The 21,582-nt window shown below is 51.1% G+C and carries 16 protein-coding genes; 9 read left to right on the plus strand and 7 right to left on the minus strand.

The genetic code is table 11. The annotated features are described in order from the left end of the window. The first annotated feature begins 5 nt into the window (after positions 1 to 5). The 3 genes from H6F91_RS16960 to H6F91_RS16970 all read left to right on the plus strand — a co-directional run bounded on the left by H6F91_RS16960 (position 6) and on the right by H6F91_RS16970 (position 2,254). Positions 6 to 446, plus strand: a complete 441-nt coding sequence (locus H6F91_RS16960; RefSeq protein ID WP_190771982.1) for an NUDIX domain-containing protein — start codon at positions 6 to 8, stop codon at positions 444 to 446. 29 nt (positions 447 to 475) lie between these two features. Beyond that, positions 476 to 1,354: a PfkB family carbohydrate kinase gene (locus H6F91_RS16965; RefSeq protein WP_190772033.1), complete on the plus strand. Its 879-nt coding sequence runs from the start codon at positions 476 to 478 to the stop codon at positions 1,352 to 1,354. A gap of 207 nt (positions 1,355 to 1,561) precedes the next feature. After that, complete coding sequence (locus tag H6F91_RS16970; RefSeq protein ID WP_190771983.1) at positions 1,562 to 2,254, plus strand: DUF3592 domain-containing protein; 693 nt, start codon at positions 1,562 to 1,564, stop codon at positions 2,252 to 2,254. Positions 2,255 to 2,409: 155 nt separating this feature from the next. Here H6F91_RS16970 and H6F91_RS16975 read toward each other — a convergent pair whose 3' ends face one another. The 4 genes from H6F91_RS16975 to H6F91_RS16990 are packed head-to-tail and all read right to left on the minus strand — an operon-like array spanning position 2,410 to position 6,892. Continuing rightward, on the minus strand, positions 2,410 to 4,155 hold the full coding sequence (locus tag H6F91_RS16975) for an NAD+ synthase (protein WP_190771984.1): 1,746 nt from the start codon (positions 4,153 to 4,155) through the stop codon (positions 2,410 to 2,412). Between the two features lie 9 nt (positions 4,156 to 4,164). Next, entirely contained in the window at positions 4,165 to 4,902 is a 738-nt protein-coding gene (locus H6F91_RS16980; RefSeq protein WP_190771985.1) for an NUDIX domain-containing protein, read from the minus strand. Beyond that, positions 4,836 to 5,462, minus strand: coding sequence for a nicotinate-nucleotide adenylyltransferase (locus tag H6F91_RS16985; RefSeq protein ID WP_190771986.1), 627 nt, complete (start codon positions 5,460 to 5,462; stop codon positions 4,836 to 4,838). Before H6F91_RS16985 ends, H6F91_RS16980 begins: the two co-directional genes overlap by 67 nt. Positions 5,463 to 5,512: 50 nt before the next feature. Beyond that, complete coding sequence (locus tag H6F91_RS16990) at positions 5,513 to 6,892, minus strand: nicotinate phosphoribosyltransferase (protein ID WP_190772034.1); 1,380 nt, start codon at positions 6,890 to 6,892, stop codon at positions 5,513 to 5,515. Positions 6,893 to 9,068: 2,176 nt separating this feature from the next. Between H6F91_RS16990 and H6F91_RS16995 the strand changes: the two genes are divergently transcribed. Continuing rightward, entirely contained in the window at positions 9,069 to 10,163 is a 1,095-nt protein-coding gene (locus tag H6F91_RS16995) for a sn-glycerol-3-phosphate ABC transporter ATP-binding protein UgpC (protein WP_190771987.1), read from the plus strand. A gap of 16 nt (positions 10,164 to 10,179) precedes the next feature. Here H6F91_RS16995 and H6F91_RS17000 read toward each other — a convergent pair whose 3' ends face one another. Continuing rightward, the gene (locus H6F91_RS17000; RefSeq protein ID WP_190771988.1) at positions 10,180 to 11,571 is read right to left on the minus strand and encodes an NYN domain-containing protein; all 1,392 of its coding nucleotides are present in this window, start codon (positions 11,569 to 11,571) and stop codon (positions 10,180 to 10,182) included. Positions 11,572 to 11,852: 281 nt separating this feature from the next. On the opposite strand from H6F91_RS17000, the gene H6F91_RS17005 reads away from it, so the two are divergent. After that, positions 11,853 to 12,353 carry a hypothetical protein gene (locus H6F91_RS17005; RefSeq protein ID WP_190771989.1) on the plus strand — a complete coding sequence of 167 codons (501 nt, stop codon included), beginning with the start codon at positions 11,853 to 11,855 and terminating at the stop codon, positions 12,351 to 12,353. Positions 12,354 to 12,464: 111 nt separating this feature from the next. Here the strand turns inward: H6F91_RS17005 and H6F91_RS17010 are convergent, their stop codons facing one another. Continuing rightward, entirely contained in the window at positions 12,465 to 13,598 is a 1,134-nt protein-coding gene (locus tag H6F91_RS17010; protein ID WP_190771990.1) for a SpoIIE family protein phosphatase, read from the minus strand. Between the two features lie 178 nt (positions 13,599 to 13,776). On the opposite strand from H6F91_RS17010, the gene H6F91_RS17015 reads away from it, so the two are divergent. Beyond that, the gene (locus H6F91_RS17015; protein ID WP_190771991.1) at positions 13,777 to 14,205 is read left to right on the plus strand and encodes an ATP-binding protein; all 429 of its coding nucleotides are present in this window, start codon (positions 13,777 to 13,779) and stop codon (positions 14,203 to 14,205) included. Positions 14,206 to 14,453: 248 nt separating this feature from the next. Beyond that, positions 14,454 to 15,299 carry a neutral zinc metallopeptidase gene (locus H6F91_RS17020; protein WP_190771992.1) on the plus strand — a complete coding sequence of 282 codons (846 nt, stop codon included), beginning with the start codon at positions 14,454 to 14,456 and terminating at the stop codon, positions 15,297 to 15,299. A gap of 207 nt (positions 15,300 to 15,506) precedes the next feature. Here H6F91_RS17020 and H6F91_RS17025 read toward each other — a convergent pair whose 3' ends face one another. Beyond that, positions 15,507 to 17,066: a peptide ligase PGM1-related protein gene (locus tag H6F91_RS17025; RefSeq protein ID WP_190771993.1), complete on the minus strand. Its 1,560-nt coding sequence runs from the start codon at positions 17,064 to 17,066 to the stop codon at positions 15,507 to 15,509. 227 nt (positions 17,067 to 17,293) lie between these two features. Between H6F91_RS17025 and H6F91_RS17030 the strand changes: the two genes are divergently transcribed. After that, positions 17,294 to 18,517, plus strand: coding sequence for a DUF790 family protein (locus H6F91_RS17030; protein WP_190771994.1), 1,224 nt, complete (start codon positions 17,294 to 17,296; stop codon positions 18,515 to 18,517). Positions 18,518 to 18,814: 297 nt separating this feature from the next. Next, positions 18,815 to 21,016, plus strand: a complete 2,202-nt coding sequence (locus H6F91_RS17035; RefSeq protein WP_190771995.1) for a phosphoketolase — start codon at positions 18,815 to 18,817, stop codon at positions 21,014 to 21,016. The last annotated feature ends 566 nt before the right edge of the window (positions 21,017 to 21,582 follow it).

A 21,582-nucleotide genomic window follows, 5' to 3' on the forward strand; every position in this document is an offset into this window, starting at 1 on the left:
TAGGTATGAAACCGGAATATGCCCCTCAAAAGAAAGATGAAGCCTTTGGGCTTGTGCCAATCTGGAAAAATCCAGCGGGCGATCGCGTGTTGTTAATTCAACACCACGCGGGCCATTGGGGCTTTCCGAAGGGGCATGCCGATCCGGGAGAAACGGCTCTAATGACCGCTTGTCGGGAATTTGAAGAAGAAACGGGGATTACCGAGTACAAGGCACTCCCCGATAAGACCTTTATTGAGCAATACCGCTTTATGCGGGATGGCTACAGGGTCGAGAAGACCGTGACCTATTTCCTGGCCTGGGTTTATTCCACAACTGTGGTCTGTCAGGAACAGGAAATTCGTAATTACGCCTGGCTCCTGTTTGACGATGCCGCCCGCCAGATTAGCTTTAATCCAGCTCGGCAAGTGTTGCGGCAGGTGCAGGCCCATCTTCCCACCCTTTGAGGCAACCGTCTGTGCCTTCCTGGTCAACCATGCGAACCCGCCGTGGCTTGTTTGTGGGGCTGGTAACGCTGGATCTGCTCTACCAAGTAGAATCCGTTCCTCTCCCTGATCAAAAGATTGTCGCCCTTGACGATACCCTGGCTGCTGGCGGGCCAGCTACGAATGCTGCCATTACCTTTGCCTATTTAGGTGACCTCCCCACCATTCTTGGGGTTCTAGGTCGCCATGCTTTGACCCTGCCGATTCAGGCTGACCTGGCTCAGCATGGAGTAGATTGGCGTGACCTGGATGAGGATACGTTGATCTCGCCCCCCGTGTCTTCGGTCCTGGTAACCCGTAGTACTGGGGAGCGGGCAGTCATTTCCCGTAATGCCACGCGGACGAAGGTGCCGGGCGATCGCCTTCCCCCATCTGTAGCAAAAGAATTAGAACAGCAAGCCTTCCACATCGTTTTGATGGATGGCCACCAAATTCCTATTGGGCGAGAAGTCGCCCAACACGCCCGTCAGTATGGCATCCCGGTAGTGATGGATGGTGGCAGTTGGAAAGACGACTTTGATACGGCGATGCCATGGATCGACTATGCCCTTTGCTCGGCACACTTCTCCCCACCGGGTTGCCGGGATGAAGCTGATGTAATTGCGTTCCTGCGCGATCGCGGTATCACGCACATCGCTATCACCCACGGCGGCGACCCCATCACTTATGTCACACCTGAAGAGACGGGCACTGTAGCCGTACCCACGATCCGGCCCGTTGATACGCTGGGAGCGGGGGATATTTTTCACGGTGCATTTTGCCATTTCATCCTGCGAACCGATTTTCGAGAAGCGTTGGCCCAGTCCGCAGAGGTGGCGGCACGTTCCTGTAAGTCTTTTGGCACGCGCCACTGGATGCGGGAAGGATAGATTTTCTCGTTTTTGAATGGAGTTATGACATGGGATGTGGAATCGCTCTACATCCCATGTCATAACTCCATTCAGCAATATCTAAACTTTTACCCGCTTTTAGTAATTCGCATGCATCAGCATGATGTAGGTTATAGCAGAACGCTACGACCTGTCGCGCTGATGCGTCCGAATGCCTATTGACTGGGAGCCGAGAAGAGGCAAGCCATGGCTAAGAAATATTCCGTCAACCTCGAAAACGATGAACTGATTTCCGTAGAAGTGGATGGCATAACCTACGGCAGCCCCTACGAAATTTCAGATAGCGCGGATCGAGCCAAGATACTGGCGATGGTAGAAAGCCAGGGTGCTCACGATAATACCCTTGAGGAACTGGGGATAGACGACGACATCTTTGATATGACGATGGATAGGCCGTCGCTAGAGACAACAAGCTCCGACGTTGACGTATCTATCGTGCCGAAGGTCGTCGGTTCCATTTTTCTGGGAGTTTCGGTACTGCTGTTAAGCCTGGCAGCCTATACCGGGCTCAGGACACGGGAAGCAATTGCTCACGAAGTTACCACTACCGGCAAAGTCGTAGACGTCGTGACCCGTAAGGATAAGGAGGGGGACGCTTTCTCTTACCCCACCGTCACCTTCTGGTTACCCGACGATCAGCAGCACACCACTGAGCTGGGCGGTGGTAGCACCCAATCGCCTTATGAAGTTGGTGAGCAGGTGACCATTGCTTATGACCCCGCCAACCCCGATGATGCGCGGATTAAGTCCGTCAGTAGCACCATCGGCCTCTGGTTTCTGCCCGTTCACCTTGGCTTTATGGGCACCCTATTTGGCGGTGGAACGCTTCTGGCACTCTGGCTGATCAAAACCGATTTTGGGAATTCCTCAAAGTCCTAATTTTTTGGGAAAGAACAGCTTCGCAACCCTCAAAAAACATTGCAGAAACGGGTTATGGTTTAAACCCACAGATGGGGTGTGATGAAAGGGGCACTTCGCCCCCCTTTCATCACACCCCATCTACAGGTCCAGAACACTACCCCGATCCGGAAGCCTTAGCTCACAGAAACAGGGTTGGACTTCGCCACACTGGGCCGCCAACGGTTTGCAATGGGCATGCGCCAACCAGAGCCAAAGGCGCGATCGCTAATCTTTAACCCCGGTGCAGCTTGCTTGCGCTTAAATTCTGCAATGGTCACCAGGCGCACCACCTTGTCTACCACAGCCGGATCATGGCCTGCCGCGACAATCTCAGCAGGGGATTGGTGATCCTCAACAAAGCGATCGAGAATGTCATCCAGCACATCATAGGATGGCAGAGAATCCTGATCCACCTGTCCTGGCTTGAGCTCAGCACTGGGGGGTTTGGTGATGACATTGTTAGGAATGACTTCTTGAGGATTTGACATGCCATAGTGCCACTCCTGCCAACCACCCTCGTTGAGCCACTGGCACACTGAATAGACCCAGGTTTTGGGCACATCGGCGATCGCCGCTAATCCCCCATTCATATCCCCATACAACGTGCAATAACCCACCGCCATCTCAGATTTGTTACCCGTGGAAATCAGCAAATGGCCAAGTTTATTGGACACAGCCATCAGCAACACACCCCGAATGCGTGATTGAATATTTTCCTCGGCTATCCCAAACTGGGTTCCTGCAAACACAGGTTCCAAACTTTTATCAAAAGCCTTCATGGGCTCTTCGATGGGGAGCGTATGGGTTTGTATACCCAGGTTGTCGGCCAGGGACAGGGCATCCGTGATGGAGTGGTCAGAGCTGTAGGGGGATGGCATCAGGATGCCGAGTACATTTTCAGAACCGAGGGCGGCGGTAGCGATCGCCGCGACCAAAGACGAATCAATTCCCCCGCTCAGCCCCAACACGACCCGCTGAAAACCACACTTTTGCACATAATCTCGCACACCCAACACCAACGCTCCCCAAATTTCCGCTTCGGGACACTCGGGCAATGGGGTGATCGTACCCCGCTTGATATTTCTGGTGTTAGGGTCAAAGGTGACAATGCGCAAATCGGTTTCGAAGGATGTGGCCCGTTCCACCACTTCGCCATGCCGATTAAATGCAACGCTATTGCCGTCAAAAATCAGGTCATCGTTGCCACCCACCTGATTGGCGTAGAGGATGGGCAAATGGCACCGCTTCGCCCCATGGTGCAGCATTGCTTCGCGCATGTGTTGCTTACCTACACAGAAGGGCGAGGCCGATAAGTTCACCACCAGATCAGCGCCTTTCGCTGCTAAATCATCCACCGGATTCACGTTATACGTGCGCTTGCCCCAAAACTCCTCGTCATTCCAGAGGTCTTCGCAGATGGTGACGCCGACCGTAACTGTGGTATCTCCGACAGCTACTTGAAAGCAATCGCTGGCATTGCCCCGCTCAAAATAGCGATCCTCATCAAACACGTCGTAGGTCGGTAGCAGCCGCTTGCGGAAATACTGCTGCACCTGCCCGCCTTCCAACAAAGCTGCCGTATTGTAAAGCGGTTTCCCACCCGACACGATCGCCTGATCATTGCGCTCCACTGTCCCCACCAGCACCGCTAACTCTGGGGGCAAATCTCGCGCCAATTGCTCCAGGGTGCTTTCCATCGTGGTGATAAAGCTGGGTTGCATCAGCAAATCGCGCGGTGGGTAACCACACAAAGCAAGCTCAGTGGTAAGGAGTAACCGGGCGTCTTGAGCGATCGCCTGCTGTGCCGCCTCCAAAATACGCTGAGCATTACCAGCCAAATCTCCAATCGTGGGGTTGAGTTGAGCGATCGCAATTTTCATAGCTATTAATTAGATAAACACCAAAGGTTTGTCTTTCAAAGGAGCAAACGCATCAGCGTCAAAGCGATAGAGCGCCGCAGGACGACCCGCCCCACGGGTTACTTTGACACCCGTATCCGTCAAGAACCCTAGCTTCAAAAGCCGCGAGCGGAAATTGGAATAATCAGAAAACCCATCCCCCAACACGGTGGTGTAAAGCTGGTACAGATCCCCCAGAGTAAACAGTTCAGGCAGCACATCAAAGGCGATCGGGCTATACTCCAACTTGTTACGAAGGCGGCGGTAGCCGTATTGCAGAATTTCACTATGGTCGAACGCTAAATCGGGAAGCTGGTTCATGGGAAACCAGGCAATGCCGCTAACCCCATCCGCAATAAGCTCGGCTTCTGCAAACCGTACCAGGGCGAAGTAGCTGACAGAGAGGTAGCGATTGCCATAACTATCCGTCGCTTCCCGTGGATCTCGACTGGGACCGCCAAAGGTATAGAGCTGTTCCAGGTACAAATTATTGACGCGAATCTTCTCAGCCAGCACCCGATAAGCCGCTTCCTCCAGGGATTCCCCCTCCCGCACCAGAGTTCCTGGTAAGGACCAGCGATGCAAAAACGGCTCTTTATCACGCAACACTAACAGTACCAGCAGCCGATTCTGGTCGGTATCGACCGAGAAGATGACATTGTCTACCCCGACTTTGAACTGGGCGAGTGCCCGCTGGGCAATAGACTTTTTGGGGCGGCGTCCTGGCATGTATACAATTTCTCTCGATGAATATATTCCTCAATGGGCGGCGTGAGCACGCCGGATGCGTGAGTTTCGCGGAAACGGGTGGATGAGATGGGAAGACCCATCAGGTCGGCGATCGCCACCCTGGCTCCCATCTGCTTTACTGTCTCCAGATCGGCTGTTTCAAGCTGGAAACCAGGGCGCGGAACTACCAGTAGCTTAACTTGCCGTAGCAGGTCTTCCACCCGATACCAGCGAGGGAGTTGGGGCACGAGATCCGAACCGATGACCAGGGTAAATTCGGCCTGCTTCCAGTGTGCCCGAGCCCGTTCCACCGTGACTACAGCCCGAGGGCTACTCAAGTCAGGAAAGAGTTGAATAGTTTGGCGAGGTGGATCGATCGCCTGAATCATCAGGCTCAGCATCCGCATTCGGTGCTCCAAAGGGGTCTGATGAGATTTAAAGGGGTTGTCAGAAGCCCACACAGCTACGCCATCAAAGTGATGGGAGAGCCAAACCAGAATTTCCTGATGGGCAGCAGTAGGGGGATCGGCGCTGGTGCCGAAGAGGGCGATGTGTTGCATTTTCAGGGGTAGATGGGTGGATGGGTAAATGGTGGATAGGTGGGGAGTTATTAATGGTGTTCAGTATAGGTTTGGTGGATGCGGTTGTGGATTTGGGTAGTAAGCTCAACCAGGGCGGGGGAGAGTTGGGGGGTGTAGAGGGTGGGTTGAGTAACTTGGCGGAGGTTAGCGGGAAGATGGCGAACCTGAGTAGTAGTGCGTCGGGCGATCGCACTTAAGGATTCCGGGTGCAATAACCGTTCTCCAGAACGCATGACAGGCTTTAAGAGCGGCTCTTCATCGGAATTTGGGGCTTCATTAGAAAGGACTAAGCGATCCTGGAGAAAGGTTCCGTCGCGATCAGTCTGCCGAAAAACTTGCTTGCGTCCGGGGTAGGTTACCTTGCCGCTGGCCGCTTTCATGGTGGGGATGCCGTCAATTTCAACCAACTTATACACCCCATTCACGGGGGAACCGCTGACAAGCCGAGTGCCCAAGCCATAACCGTCGATACAAGCTCCAGCCTCGTTTAAGCGCTGGATTTCGTACTCGTCGAGGTCGCCACTGGCAAAGATAGTGACATCAGGGAGAAGCGATCGCACCTTCTGCGATAACTCGATGAGGTTACCCGAATCCAGTCGCACGCCACTGAGCTCGATCTCCCCTGCCCGTACACGCCGAGCCAACGCCTGGGCAGCTTCCAGCGTATCGTACGTGTCAATGAGCAATGGGGCTTTTGGGAAATAACGATGGAAGGCTGTAAATGCCTGTTGTTCGCTTCCTTCCATTGCCTCTAGTGCCATCACCAGGGCATGAGCCATTGTGCCGCTGGGTCGATAGCCCAATTCCAGCGAGGCCAGCACGTTGGAGGTCGCATCCATCCCTCCAGCCAAAGCCGCCCGCGCGGCCCAGAGGGAGGCTTGAGGGCCAAAAGCACGCCGGGTACCAAACTCCAGCAGGCTAGCGGACTCACCTGCCACGTCCCGTAAGCGCGCTGCTCGCGTTGCCACTAGGGTTTGATAGTTCAGGGTATTAAGCAGATAAGTCTCAACTAACTGAGCCTGCCATAGGGGCGCTTCGATCCGTAGCAAGGGTTCGTTCGCAAATACCACAGTCCCTTCCGGCACAGCCCAGACGTCCCCCTCGAAACGAGCCTCTGCTAACATCTGCCAGAAGGCATCTGGGACGCTATCAAATACTCCGGTCGCTTGTAGCGCCTCGATATGCTCGGCAGTAAATTGCAAATGCTTCAAATAATCCAAAACTTGCGTCAGTCCCATGGCAACCAGATAGCCAAAGTTATCAGGAAGACGACGGGCAAATAGTTCAAAGCTAGCCCGCTTTTGATGCAGCCCTTCTCCCACATAACAGGCCGACATGGTGAGTTGGTACAAATCAGTTAGCAGACTGGTATCAGACAGACGCACTTGAGAAAGAGCCAGGGATTGCATAGGGCCACCATCCGGTAAGGGGCACGGGATAATTTTGTGATCTGGATGCATTAACCTCGACCGGGTCGACTACACCAACCCTCTATCTAGGCCCGATATTCCTGGTAACACAAGACATCGAATATAGTGATTTTAACCAAAAATATTCTGTCCGTCCAGAAAGCAAACAGCTATTTTTTCAACGTTCTCTAACGTTTGACTGAATCAAAGCCACCTTAAGAACCCCACATTATATTAAATACAACTAAAACTAAATATTTCTTAACTTCAATTTCTGCCAGTATTGTCCCCGTCACAGCAACCTTAATTTAGTTGCTGTAGAGTGCGAAGTAGCTCTGCCACAACAACCCATCACACATCTAAAACAGTATCTAACCTATGTTCAGGGATGGGACATTTTTCGCCCCCATCCCTAAACATAGGCAAGCAGAAGACTCAAAAGGCTGTGCCGCCCACTTCGGGGACGGCGCAGCCTTTTGAGTCTTCTGTTGATCAAGCCAGCAATTCTCAGCTTTGAAGCCCGAAAATAGGCCGCCGAAGGCAGGTTATTTTCGGGTTGGATTCCAAAATGAGAATTGCTGTGATCAAGCTGAGCTACTTGACTGTGAATATAACAAGGGCACAGCTAATGTAGCTGTGCCCCGAGTGTTTACAGTGATTCGTCATGTATTGATAGCAACAGCACTCAGATACGTAACTAAGGAACTTTCCCAAATTCAATCAGCCTACCTGGAGCGAAAACGGTATGACTCGTTAAGGAACGGGTCTTATTTCTTCAACTCCCGTTTAGATCACCTTAGAAAGTATTAGAAACCCTTATTGGGTGCTGCACTTTGACAAAGAAACCGATGTAATGAAACAGCTCCTTTTCCTTAATGGAGTGAACGATCCGTAACTTTACAGAAATCAGGTCGATTGAAAAGCAACATCCACATCGGCGAACTAAGGAACCTTCCGCGATTGATGTATTCGACTTGGAGCGAAACCTTTTAGCAATTCAGTTAGATAACTAAATTGTGGTTTTAAAACTCCCTTCTGTTTAGCTGGGAAAGTATTAGAACAACCTGTGAACTGCTGGATTGAGACAATGCAACAGAACTTGACTTAACAGCTCCTTTTACCTCATGTGGTGAATGATTTCAAAACCTTGTGGATTGAAATCGTCGGATAACAGGACTTTGCTGATAGCAGCGCCCAGGTAAATCAACTGAGGAACTTTCTTACATTTTCAATCGATACAAATGGAGTGAAATAATCTCAATAACCAGTTCAAGACTGTGCTTATTGTTTTCAATCTCCCATTTTGACTAGATTAGAAAGTATCAGGGCCACCTGTTGGGTACTGCACTTGGTCAACGAGACAGATTTGATAGGACAGCTCTTTTACCTCATGTAGTGAATATGAACTTGGCTGTTTAATCTGCCAGGGAAGCTATCTGCTTCAATTACTACTATAAAGCCTACAAACCAGGGATCAAGACCTTGAAATCAAAGTTTACTTTGAATGAGTATCTACTTCACAAAAAACCCCAAAGCTCCGTATACCAGAGGTTATGAAAAATGAAGATAATGCAGAAGTTTGCATTTTTATTCTCTAAATATCACAACCGTATTTTCAGGGATCATCTATAAATTATGATTAATTCCATAATTTTTACGTTTCAAGCAATTCAAATAAAACAAAAAAACCTCATTCCAAAGATGGAATTGAGGCTTTTTTATGGGCACTTACGCTCTCTCAATTGGCTCAGAGATGAGAACCACTAAACTCTGTTATTTGATCTTTCAAGCAAAAATAATCAATCTAATACAAGTGAATTGATCGTAGAAGATGATGAGATTTCTGGATCTAATCCACTATTGAGTTATTTTTCATCCTAGTAGTCTTCCCAGGAAGGAATTGGTGAATGATACTAAAGTTTACCTTGTTCCAAGTAGCTCGATTTGAATATATAAACCCCAAAATGCTGTATTTCGTATTCAGCAAGCGACACCGCGTTTTGGTTTTATCTTTAATAATGCAGAGCCCTCCTTCTAATATCATTTTGTTCCAGCAGAAATTTCTGTGTTTTAGGGCAGGATTTGAACCGCAGCGATCGCCCATCCTCCTCAAGCCTCATCCATTGCACCAAAACCCTGCCAAAATAAGAAAAATCGCGTCTTGGAAGAGAAAGCCGTGGCCAGGGTCGTTCTAGACAGCATTACCCGTCGCTTCAATAACGTAACCGCCATTGAAGACATAACCTTCGAAGTACCCGATGGAGAGTTTTGGGTGCTGGTTGGGCCATCAGGGTGCGGTAAGTCTACAATCCTGCGCACCATTGCGGGCTTAGAGGCGGTAACCGGAGGGAATCTCTATATTGGCGATCGCCGAGTCAACGACATTCCTGCCCGGCAGCGCGACGTAGCAATGGTCTTCCAGAATTACGCCCTGTATCCTCACATGACGGTGGCAGAGAACTTGGCCTTTGGACTGAAGATGCGGCAGGCCGAGCCGTCGAAGGTGCGCGATCGCATCGAAACCGTTGCCCGCTCCCTTAATATTGCTCACCTCTTAGACCGCAAGCCCCGGCAGTTGTCGGGAGGGCAGCAGCAGCGAGTGGCACTAGGCCGAGCGATCGCCCGTCAACCCCAGATTTTTTTGCTAGACGAACCTTTGAGTAACCTGGATGCTCAACTACGCGATGATACCCGCGCTGAACTGAAGCAGTTGCATCGAAATGTGGGCATCACCACCATCTATGTCACCCACGACCAGATCGAAGCCATGACCCTGGCCGACAAGATTGTGGTGCTCAACCAGGGCCGTATTCAACAAATTGGCGACCCGCAGACTGTATATGCAGACCCTGCCAATGCAATGGTCGCATCCTTCATTGGCAGCCCTCCAATGAATTTGCTTAACAGCATTTATCGCGAAGGTAAGTTCTGGATCGAGGGGCAAGCAGTCTCCTGCCCGGAACGGTTGCAAGGAATGTTGCGGTCAGCTCAGGGCCAGCGGTTCTCTTTAGGGTTGCGTCCAGAGCAAATTCAACTGGTTTCAGCCAACGGTTTAGCCTGCCTGGAAGGTATCGTAACCGTGGTCGAACCTTTGGGACGGGAAATCTTAGTCCGGCTGGAAATTCCCAGCCAGAATGGCTCCTCCACCCCGGTGATGAATCTTTGTGTTGCACCAGCTGAGCGGCCTGGAGTGGGCGATCGTCTCCACCTATCCTTCAACCCCGACCACTTATATGTATTTGACGCCTCCACAGGAGAGCGACGAGGATGAATGCTTCAACAGCCTTCTATCCTTTGTTTTTGGAACTACGAAGTTTCACCATCCATATATTACCATTCTGCTGAACTATTAATTTCTTGCACGACTGTAGAAAAGCTGGATACTTCTTATTAATATTTAGCTGTTTAAGCGCTGTTGTAATAGGGCACTTATACTTCTGGCTGAATTGGCTACCAACTATGGAAATAGTGATAAATTCCGAAGGTTTATTTGCTTCTATTGCTTCAATTATGGATACTATAGCTGCTTCTAGCTCTTCGGCGCTTTTAAGATTTAATTGTGCCTTTTGCACTGAATTGCTAGTAATTGTAATAGCAGATTTTCGAGTCTCACTTAGTTGTTGTTTAGCCTCCTGTCTTGCCTGATATTGTTTGACTTGCTCTGAATCTGGAAGAGTAAAGAGGCTAACATAAAGCCCAGATTCTCCTGGAACCTGATGAATAGCAAACAGGTTGGAATAGCTAACTAATAATTCCTTTACAGATCTACCAGGCAAGTAAGTTCCAATGATTTCAGAGATGCGAAAGCCTATTCTTTCCTGGAATCGTTTTGACACAACTGCAAGCTGAATAAAGGTTTGACTTGTTTTTTGTTGTTCTTCCCAAACAATATGTTGTAGGTGCATGATCGCATCTTCCAGGCTGGGCAACATTGCAGTTGGATATATACAGGTGTCTCCAGTACGGCTATTCAGAATAGAAAGAGTGCCATCCGACTGCTTTTGAATCTGGTAGGCGATCAACCCTTGTTGTTGTAACTTTATGTACAGGCTGGTCATTACTTTGTCAGAAGAACACACTAAAACTTCTTGAACATTTTTATAGTGTTCTTTCAGAGAAGTACCAACTGTAATCATCTTGCCATCGGCCATGTCCTTGCCTTTTGGTACATGAATCAGGTCATAATGGCGTTGATGCAATTCCTCATCATGTTTTCCGAGTTTTTTCCAGTCAGCAAAGGCAATCTTGACTTGAAGTGGATAAGTGCATAAACTAGCCAGAAAATTTTCTTGCTCGGCACTCAGTTGTAGATTTTCAGCATCAAGAAGCAGAAGGGAAATTCCCCTGTTTTCTAGCTCAGCTACGGTTGTTCCTTGATCAAGAATTTCTAAGTCAGATACTAGAAGCTGATATTCTTGCGTGCTTAAGAAGGTGGTATCAAAAAAAAGCTTCAATAGTTTTTGGCACTTCAAGACCTTTTGGTCATCGGGAACTTCGCCTAAAGTAGTGGCTAGTTTTTGAAATAGTTTGGACTGATTCGTCGGATTTTGCCAGTCATTCTGGCGAATGCCTTCAGCTAGCCAGTTTGGATTTTGTTGGTATTGAGTAGCGATCGCCTGACAAACCCTGTGGGCAAGCTGGGATGCAATATCCAAAGTATTTCTGGTGTCTGTAGACATTTTCGGTCTGGCAATACTGAGGTCATAACGTTATCAGTCAGTATTCCCGGTAGAGCTTGATTTATGACAGGAAACTAAGCCGGTAAGAACCAGTAAAAATTTACACTTCACAGAATCAAAATCGGCCTTCCAGGTGAAGTCAGGTCATACAGTTGGGTGACTTTTGTAGGGCAACTTGGTGGTTTTGCGTAATCAGTAGTCTGACATTGGGTATTCCTCAAAGGAGCTGTCACTACACCGCAACTCCTCGTCACGATTTACCGTTGGAAGGTTATAGACCGATGATTCATCACATTTCGATTGCAGCCCAAAATCCCCTTCATGTGGCACAGGTTCTCGCCGAAATTATGCAAGGCCAGTGGGCGCCCTTCCCGCCTCACCCCGGCAGCTATATGGCCATGGCGATGGATGAGCAAGGAACTATGATTGAGGTGTACCCCGCTCAAACGGTACTGGTTCCAGGAACAGAGGACGTTGCTTTTGCACAGAACTCCGAAGCCGGTTACTTTAGCCCTACCCACGTTGCCCTTTCTGTGGCGATGGAGCAAGCCCAGATTGAGGCGATCGCCCAACGGGAAGGTTGGCACGCGATCCGCTGTAACCGAGATGACTTGTTTGAAGTGATCGAATTTTGGGTAGAAAACCACCAGCTCGTGGAGCTGCTGACTCCTCAACTGGCTCCCCGCTACATCGCCCTGATGCACCCTGAAAATCTACAAAAGAACTTGGAAGCCTTCCTGGCAGCGGCCGATTTAGCCGTACCTGCCATGGCAACAGCCTGAAAAGTTTTTACAGCCTCGGTCCCATAGGTTGTATCAAAGGGCAAGAGTCGGGGGTTCCCCCGACTCTTGCCCTTTGATACAACTTAATTCTGAAAAATAGTCAAAACTTGGTTAATCAAACAGAACTTTAAGGATGGATAGGTCATCACCAAAGGTTTTAGTTTGACTCAGGGTGCTAATTTCTTTGAGCATTTGATCCAGATTGGCCGTGATTTTCATATCTGCCAGTAAATCGATGAAAGTGTTGAATGTCCAGGCATGCGGTTCAGGTTGGCCGGGCACATCGTAAATGCCATCGCTGAACACGTAAAGCAGGCTACCCGGAGGAATTTCGCAGCGATTGCTGACGTACATTTCGTCGGGCATCATCCCAACAGGCATCCCAGGGGTCTTGAGCTTTTTGATTTGCACTGTGCCACCGCTCCCTGGAATCACGAGCACCGCAGGAGGATGGCCGGCACTGGAGTAAAGCAGTTGCCGCCGCACACGGTTATAAACCCCATACCAAATGGTGAAGTACTTGTCGTTCTGGTCGTCCATCTGAAAGGTTTCATTGAGGGCGCGCAGAACACTATGGGGTTGGTAGAAGTTGACGCTGGGGAGAGATTGCGATCGCAGCAAGTTTAGAACAGTAATGGATGGCAGCGCCGAACCCAACCCATGGCCTGATACATCCAACAGATATAGGGCCAGGTAATCCGGATCCAACCAGTAGTAATCGAAGCAATCGCCTCCCAACTGGCTAGAGGGGATGAAGCGCGAGTCGATCCGCACGCGCTCATTCATGGGAGATGGCAGAAGCGATTGCACATAAGAGGCTGCTTCCATCAGCTCCTTCTCCAGCAGCAGCTTCTGAGTTTGTAAATCTTCACTTAACTGGTGCAACCGCAGCCCAGCCCGCACTCTTGCTTGTAGTTCCGGCAGCTCAATGGGCTTGGTTAAAAAATCATCAGCTCCCGTATCCAGCCCCTGAACCCGGTCTTCAACACTTCCCCGAGCCGTCAGCAGGATAAAAAAAGTTGTGGAAAGATTGCTATCGGCCTTAACCTGACGGCAGACCTCTAATCCATCCATCACGGGCATCATCCAATCACAGATAATTAAATCGGGAGGATTTTGATGGGCATGGGCCAACCCTTCTTGGCCATCAGCTGCCAGATCCACGGTATACCCCTCAGCCTGCAATGCCTTGTGCAGGATGGTCTGCATTGTTTTGTCATCTTCTATTACGAGGATCCGGGTCATGGGAGCGTTATGCCGTTAACCGTAAAGCGTTGAGTGTAAAAGTTGATTATCAGAATGATCCTTATTAACGATTTTGGGAACATTGAGATAGAAATTTATAGAGAGGCATGACGTTCTTTCTTCGGCTTGCTAAGACAGGATATAGAGCGCAGTGCGACTTCACCATTAGGTCAGGGTCTTGAAAGTACTCCAGAGCCAACAACTTCAGGTCAGTACGGAACTTGTAGCCCTCAATCAAGTTCTATCCTGGTTTGAGGATTTTGACCACACTTTCATTCCAGAGGCGGTTTGGCTACAATGCCAGCTTGCTCTGGCTGAAGGCTTTACCAACGTTGTGCGTCATGCCCACAAGGGCAAGCCCAGCACAACGGTCATTGACTTAGAGGTGGTGATTTTGGAAGATCGCCTCGAAATTCGAATTTGGGATTATGGCCCACAAACCAATCTCAACGAAGTGATCGACACCCTATCACAAGAAATGGATCGAGAGGCTGAAGGAGGGCGCGGCCTGAAGCTGATGAAGAAAGTCGCCGATGTGTTGAAGTATCAGCGGGGAGATGATCAGCGGAATTGTCTACTCATCGTTAAGCAATACAACGCTCTTTAAGGGAAGCCAAAGTACCCTCTCTTGGGTCATGTTTCAAACGTGTGGATGGGGTGGAAGGGGCCCGAAGCGCCCCTTCCACCCCATCCACATGTCTAGAATGCGTGAGATCGCTAATTGTGGCAAAATTTGAGCCCGAGTACTGCCGTGTTGCACGACGACAGTACTCGGGCTCAAATTTTATTGTGGCAAGAGAAAACACGAATAGAAATATTGCTATAGAATTCCCTTAGCGTTTGGGGAGTAGGGCCATGCGGTGGGAAATGGGGCGTCGCAGTACCAATGTGCAGGATCTCCGGGGGGCTGGCGGGGGCCGCACAATGGTTGGAGGTGGCATTGGGGCTATCCTGGTGGCCTTATTGGTGTTCCTCCTGGGTGGAGACCCTTCAGCCATTCTGGGATCAGGGCCATCAGATTACTCTGCACCTCCCACGCAGACAGCCGGTAATGATCAGGAAATTGAGTTTGTCTCACGGGTCTTAGGCTCGACGGAAGATGTCTGGAGCCAGATATTTCAAGCCAATGGTACCCGGTACGTAACACCAGAGTTGGTTGTTTTTTCAGGAGCTGTCGAATCCGCCTGCGGTCGAGCTGGGGCATCTGTAGGACCCTTTTATTGCCCGTTAGATCAGAAGGTTTATATTGACCTGAGTTTCTACGATGACCTGAGAAATCAATTGGGGGCCCCAGGGGATTTTGCCCAGGCTTATGTGCTGGCTCACGAGGTCGGCCATCATGTGCAAAACCTGCTTGGTATCTCTGAGCAGGTGCAGAGTCTACAGCAGCGGGTAGGTCGGACTCAGGCTAATCAACTCTCGGTCATGTTGGAGCTTCAGGCTGACTGTTTTGCTGGGGTATGGGCTAACAATGCAGAGCAGTATTACCAGCAGCAGTACCTGGAAGAGGGTGACGTCGAGGAAGCGTTGAATGCCGCAGCTCAGATTGGAGACGATCGCCTGCAGAAACGATCGCAGGGCTATGTAGTGCCGGAGTCATTTACTCACGGTACATCGGCTCAGCGGGCTCGCTGGTTGACTACAGGTTTGCAATCGGGCGATATAAATCAATGCAATACATTTGAAGCCTCGCAACTGTGACTTTCTTCTAAAGGGGGGCCGGAACGGCGGCGCGTCCCCACACCCCCTCGGTCCCAGCAATTCTCATTTTGAAATCAGGCCCGAGAACCGCGCGCCAAAGGCGCGTGGTTCTCGGGCATCAAAGCCAAGAGTTCACGCCCGTAGGGCGTGAACTCTTGGCTTTGATGCCCATACTGAGAATTGCTGCCTCGGTCCAGGAGTTTTTCCTTAAGATACGTATTCGTCGGTATACTCTTGGGTTTCTACATCGAGTACATGAATGGCGCGATCGTAGATGGCTTGCGCTTCTTCTGGCGAGTTGCCGACGCTGAGCATGCCTAACTTGCCGTACTCAGAGAGGCAGCCGATTAAGTGGAAGACACATCCTGTCTCTAAGCTGCTGCTGAAATATAGACGGTTCTGGACAATGATATCCATCAGGTCTTCAGGGAGGAGCCCCTTATAGCGATCGTTCTGCAAGTTATCAGTTGCTACATAGTATTTGGGCTCGTTTCGCTGATTTAGAAACAAGCCTGTCTTACGGTCAAACCGTCCACCCGTTAATAGCTTCAGGGTCATGAAGGGGTGCGTTGTCCCCCCCTTTCGGAGGTTAATTTCGATCGCTTGAATATCCCAGGAGCCATCGGGTTGATGAATTGCCAGGAAATCGACGCTAAAGCGCTCTAAGGCTCCTTTCTCGGCTAACAGTTCGCCTACAGCGTAGCCATAATCCTGTAACTGAAGCCGATAGGCCTCGTCAGCAGGAAAATTACAGCCCAAAAAGATCTGGCCATCTGGCCCGCCCAAAATTTGGTCATGGGTGGAAAGAATTTCTACAGAGCCGTCGGGGTTGATACGAGCCTGAACACTCGGCGATCGCTTCTCTTCCCCTTCAATAAAGGCTTCCACAATGGCTCCCAACTCAGGAATACGGCGACTGTAGTACTCCCAGGTTTCGGTATCGCACTGGAAGCTGAGGTTGTGCATGGCCTGGGCGATCGCCTCCTGCCGTTCCGCAGAGCTGGCAACACCGGGTGCTACATGGCTAAGGGGCCGTAAATCTAGCAACGCATTGCCTTGGCCAGAGAAGCCTTCATTCAATTTCACCACCATCCGCTTGAGATGGGGCTGCCGTTCCCAGAGCTCGGCAGCTCCAGCTACCAACTCGTCAACGGTCCACGCTTCAGGACAACCATCGGGATGAGGGACATTGGCTTCGGCAAAAATCTGGCGGCTGCCGCTCTTGGTGCCCCAGTGCAGCAGATCGGGATCTAGAGCCAGCAGAGGAATTCCTAAGGCTACTGCCAGATCTCGTTCCATGGACGTCGAGTTAAAGCAAGTCATATAGGCGTCTTCTGCACGCAAGGCCTGACGGATGCGGGCCAGAAGGCGAGGCCGCTCCAGGATTTTTTGTGTCAGTGGGCGCGACGAAGAATCGTGGGTGGAGAAGAGCAGGAGACGATTGCGCGCGTGAGAAACCGGAATATCTGGCAACAGCTTCAGATAATATTCCACAATCGTCTCGGGAATCGGCTCAGAGGTAATGTAAATCAGCCGAGTATTCGGGTTCTGTAACCGAATTAATGAGAACAGCAGCCGTTCTTCGTAGTGAATGGCTCCTTTAATTTTGAGCAATTCCTGTTGATCCAGGCTGAGAGAAGGCACAATGACAATGTCGTGCGGTCGCTGATCGAAGTGGTCAACCGCCATCCAGCGGTTAGCCAATTGAGCCTGCAACGAGTGAAACTGATCGACCTCAAGCATAGGGGCAAGCGCGACTCCTAGCATGTTTCCTCTCCTATCAAACCTGGTGTTGAAAGCCCGTACTGTCCTGAAACGCCCCTTCTCAATAGAATTTCGGAAATTACATCACAACGACCTATAGACGTGATTATCCGTCGGCAACGACTGAACTGCTGAGTCTATTGCGCAATCTTAACCGGGGTATTCTGAAGATACCGCCCCTCAAGGTTTCCGTCCTCTCTCTTGATTCGTATAGATGGGATTATTAAGCAATGTTGCCCTCTGACCTCCTGATTAATCGTGTTCGAGGTGAGACGCTGGAACCCAAACGGTTGGAGCTGAATGGGAAGCATCGGGCGATCGCCACTGACCTGATCACCCTCTTTCAAAATCACGTCGGCCAAACCCAGGGAGAGCTGGAAAACCAACTGCGAGAATTGGAGGGGGAGGAGACTGATTTCAAAGTAAAGCGTGGCCTCGCCCATCTGCTCAAAAGTGAAGCCTTCAGCCAGTTCGACATCGTTAGCCCGTTGGAACCTCAGGAATTACGCCAGCGCATCTTTGCCATGTCGGCTCATGCTGCGCCCATTCCCCAAAACGCTACCGCCACCCTCAGCACCCTCGCCAACCATCTCAGCACCGAGCTCGATCGCGAAGTTCTTCCTGCCGAAATTCAGCGCGGGTTGTATGCTGACCTGCGCGAAAATCGCATTCTTACCAGCTTTGACGCCCCTGAGCCGGATGCTCTGCTACACCGTTACAACCTCTCCCAGGTGCAGGGCATTTTCTACAAAGCGACCCATATTCGCATCAACGCCCACCGCAACGATCCGGGGGAGTACAAGCTACTATTCCGTTACTTGAAGCTGTTTGGCCTAATGACCTATATCGAAGGGGATGCCGACCATGGCTTCACCCTGACCATTGATGGCCCCGCCAGTCTTTTTTCTACCAGCACCCGTTACGGCACCGACCTGGCGAAGCTTCTCCCGGCTCTACTCCATGTCACCAAATGGAGCCTGGCCGCCGAGCTTCAAGTCAAAGACAGCTATACCCAAAAGCGCACCACTCGCCGCTTCACCCTCCAGTCCGATTGCGGCCTGGTCACCCACTACCCACCGGGTAAACCCTACGACAGTATGTTAGAGGCTTCCTTTGCCGATCGCTGGGATGACCTCAAAAGCGACTGGAAACTGGAACGGGAAGTTGACCTCATTCCCATCCCGGGCAGCGTAATGATTCCCGACTTCCGCCTGGTTCACGCGGATGGTCGTAGCTTTCTGCTGGAAATCGTCGGCTACTGGCGACCGGAGTATCTCCGCAAGAAATTCTCTCAGGTGCGCCAATCGGGCAGCGACAATCTGATTCTCGCTATCTCCGAACGGCTCAATCTGGAGAAAGCAGGGGTCCGAGTGGATAATATCCCTGCTCGCGTCGTGTGGTTCAAAGAGAAATTGAAGCCGAAGGATGTATTGGCAGCGCTTGAGTTGGAATGAGCCTGGCCCATTCAACTTAGGAGATTTCCAGATAAGAACTTCCCCATTATTTGGAAAAAAGGCGCGGCTTCGCCGCGCCTTTTTTCCAAATAATGGGGATATTGTTTCCCAGAAATCTCCTTAATTACTTGGCTAATACGAACGATAGAGAACCCTTGACTTTCAACCTTTAGAGGATTGGCCACAAGGCGGTAGGATCGTTAAGGACGATGAAGTTTTGATGGGTTTGCTTGTAACGATGCAAACCATTGGGTCGCCTGAGTGGGGCGATCGCACAGTTTTATGAGGGATTAACCGATGACGGCAGTATCAGCGAAGGTTCCGGCTTTTTGCGAGGGAATTCAATATTTTGGTGAAGACCTGCCTGGCTTGCGTGAGTATGGTCAGGAGGCGGCGATCGCAGAAGGGCAAACGGCGATCGCTTCTCCTCAAGATCCCGCTGCTGTCTATCAAACTCTGCTGTATGCAGATGCTCTGCGTTATCTGACGGTACAGGTGTGCGCCAGCAAGGCATCTGGCCACCCCGGCGGTTTCGCCAGCCAGGCTGAAACCTACGCCGCGATGGTCATGCTGGGCCACAAAAATATTCTGACGGAAGTGGGTCACCATGCCCCCGGCTTCTACAGCGCCATGTTCCTCGATCGCTCCCTGGAGGATATGGGGATTACGACCGTGCAGGAATTGCGCGATCGCTTCCGGGAAAAGCATGGTCTGCTGGGTCACCTCTCCGGCTTCATCCCCGGCATTCTGGCTCCCGCTGGCCCGTTGGGTCAGGGACAACACTTTGCGATGGGGGCGGCTCTGCTGCACCGCAACACGCTGTTCCCCTTCACGGTGGGCGATGGTGGTCTGGGTGAGCCGTACATCATGAGCTCCTTCATGCACTTCCACACGGCGTACCCCAGCGTCACCAACTTCCTACCGGTGCTGGTGTGGAACGGTTACTCTCAGGAACACCACAGCATGGTGTCTCTCAAGACCAATGAAGAGATGACGGCCTACTGGCAGGGCAACGGCTTCGAGGAAGTCGTGCTGATCGACGCAAAAGATTTCGACGACCAGAACCAGCCCGGTGATTATGTCGATAGCACCGCTTTCTCCTTTGAAAAGCGTCTCGCCTTCACCCAGGCTGTGCTGGAAGCTTCGGATCAGGCAGCCCGTTCGGCCCTCGGTGGAAAGCTGACTGTCTTGATCATCAAGCAACTGAAAGGTGCCGGGGTTCACGCTCGCGGCGCGAAATCCCACAACCTCTACCCGAAAGACACGCTGGATGCTCCTCACATCGTTGAAGCCCTGAAGACCCGCGCCCTGCCTTCCGTCGCGTGGGAACTGGTGCGGACAAACTGCGAACGGGCCGGTGGTGGTCCTTCGGCTAAAACCGCGGTGACCGAGTTTGAGTACCCCCTTGCCGATTTGGGAACTCTGCCCCTGGAAGAGTACGAGGTGGGTGGTGAGCCCAAGATTTCGACCACCGCAATGGGTCGGCTTGTGGGAGAAGTGGGGACGCGCGATCGCACGTTCCTGGTCACCAACGCCGACGGTAACGAAGCCTCGGGCATTGGCAACATCAACCAGGCACTCAAGATCATCCACCCCACCACGGACGACCTCTATAATCAAGCACCCAACGGCCAGGTGTATGAACCCCTCAGCGAAGATGCCTGCGCGGGTTTAGCAGCCGCTCTCTGCTTGATGGGTGCCCGTACCCTCTGGTGTTCCTACGAATCCTTCGCGATCAACGGCTTACCCATTTGGCAAACCGTGACTCAGGCGATGGCCGAGTTGCGCCGCCCCACTCCTTCCACCATAACCCTGTTCACTGCTGGCGCTCTGGAGCAAGGCCGTAACGGTTGGACGCACCAACGCCCCGAAATCGAAGCCTACTTTGCGGCGATGATGCGAAATGGTAATGTCTTCCCCATGTTCCCGCCGGATGCCAACAGCATTCAGGTGTGCTACGACTGGGCACTGACCACCAAGAACAAGGGCATCGTCATCACCGCTAGCAAGTCGCCGCTGCCCATCCGCACCACCTTTGAGCAGACTCGCCAGGGATTGCAGGATGGAGCCGTTGTGCTTCAGGAAACCCCCGGTGAGAAAAGCGTGGTGTTCGCCGTAGTCGGGGATATGGTGTTGAAGCCTGTGTATGCGGCGGCTGAAGCGCTGCAAGCTCAAGGTATTGGCTCTCGCATTGTCTCTGTCATCAATCCCCGTCGCCTCTACCGCTCCAGCGATGTCGCCTGGGACATCTGCTCAGAGCCGGATGGTGATTTCCTCAGCGATGCCAAATTTGCTGAGATGTTCGGTGGCGATGTGCTGCTGGGTGTGACGGGTGGCGTGGCCTCCATGCTGGAACCCATCATGTTGCGATCCACCAGCCAGCGTGACACCTTCGCCTGGAAGCGTGGAGAAACCACCGCAACGGCAGATATGTTGCTGGAACTGAATGGCATTACAACGGATGCGATGGTGAAGCGGGCGATCGCTCTCCTCGGCTAATGTAGATAGCCGTTATTTATGTTGATCAAGTAAGAGAAAGTCGTGTGTGGTTTGTTACGCCATACACGGCTTTTTTTAATACTCAATTCACTGACAAGTTGGTTAGATTGGGCGATCGCTCCTGTTGATTAAACTCCCTGCGTGAATTGTTACACAGCAAAGCCGCGCAACAATTCACATCTGCCAAAAGCAATTCATACAGGAGGTCTATTCTTTAGGTCTTAAGGTGATTCTAAAATCTATGAATTTCATCTGAAGTATTTGGCAAATTTCTTGCGATCCTCCTAACCGGGAATAATATGGAGAAAGTTTCTTGCGATCTTCGCCATTCCGGGTGATCGCAAGAAACTTTCCACCTACCCCCTCATTTTGAGATGATAGGCAGCAAGTTTCTGTATACCAAGTTCTTATATCGCCGCTTTGCGTAAGTAATTACCTATTAGGAACAACTAGTGGGTCATTTGACTCGAATATCGCCATTTTTTATAGGCGGCTGTCAAGATAGTAGGGAACCCTTGGGTGCCCTGCTATGACCCGTCGCCAAAAACATCCCCTGCGTGATCTGA

The sequence above is a fragment of the Leptolyngbya sp. FACHB-8 genome (assembly GCF_014695575.1).
Lineage (GTDB): Bacteria > Cyanobacteriota > Cyanobacteriia > Elainellales > Elainellaceae > Vacuolonema.